This window comes from Alteromonas nitratireducens (assembly GCF_040812025.1).
In the GTDB taxonomy this organism is placed as follows: Bacteria; Pseudomonadota; Gammaproteobacteria; order Enterobacterales; family Alteromonadaceae; genus Alteromonas; species Alteromonas nitratireducens.
In genome coordinates this window covers 1-963 of record NZ_JBFNPK010000042.1, presented here as the reverse complement: position 1 = coordinate 963, position 963 = coordinate 1, and the positions used below count along the sequence as shown (strand labels likewise).

The following is a 963-nucleotide window of genomic DNA, read 5'->3' as shown; positions in this document are numbered from 1 at the left end:
GTTGCCAGGCTCAAGCGAGAACTGGCTAAGGTCAAAAAGGAACGCGATTTTTTGCGAGAAGCGGCAACGTTCTTCGCCAAAGAGTTACCGTAAGGTATCAGGCTATATCGCGTTGCCGCGACAACTTTGCTGTTCGTATGATGTGCCGCTGCCTGAAGGTGTCACCCAGTGGTTATTATGCGTGGGCGACTCGCCAGCCAAGTGCGCGCGATGTGGCTAACGCACAACTGCTCAAGCGCATGCGAGAAATTCATGATGATAGTGGCGGCATTATTGGCGCACCGCGCATGCATGAAGACTTGCAAGGTGAAGGTGTACAGGCCAGTTTAAATCGCATAGCACGGCTCATGGCTACGAACGGCATTTATGGCTGGCCGCGCAAAAAAGGTCGGGGCGCAAAACGAAGTTCAGTGCGTCCTGCTGGGTTAACCAATCACCTTGAGCGCAACTTTACTGCACAAGAGCCAGAAACGAAATGGGTCACTGACATCACTGAAGTTAAAACGCAGGAAGGGAAACTGTACCTGTGTGTGGTGCTCGACCTGTTCAGCAAGCTGATTGTCGGGTGGTCAATGCATCATCGCCAGGACAGACACATGGTGATGCGTGCTGTTGAAATGGCGGTGTGGCAGCGGCAAAGGCAGAATAACGTAGTGCTACACTCTGATCGCGGAACGCAATTTACCAGTAGTGACTACCAGAAGTTGCTCAAGCGAGAGAATATAACCAGTAGTATGAGCGCTGTAGGCCACTGTGCAGACAATGCTGCCTGTGAAGGCTTCTTCGGTGTACTGAAACGAGAACGTATCAACTATCGACAATACCGAACAAGAGATGAGGCCAGAGCAGATATATTCGATTACGTTGAACGGTTCCATAATCCAAGAATGCGACGTAGACTTGCTAATCAAGACAAAAAGTTTACGTCTTTATTAAACCGTCCGTGAAAACGGGGTAGAACCC

General features: G+C 50.2%; 1 pseudogene. It reads left to right on the top strand.

Going from position 1 to position 963, the window contains the following annotated elements:
• Positions 1-958, top strand: a pseudogene (locus AB1N33_RS16610) (IS3 family transposase); the annotation flags it as partial.
• Between the last annotated feature and the right edge of the window lie 5 nt (positions 959-963).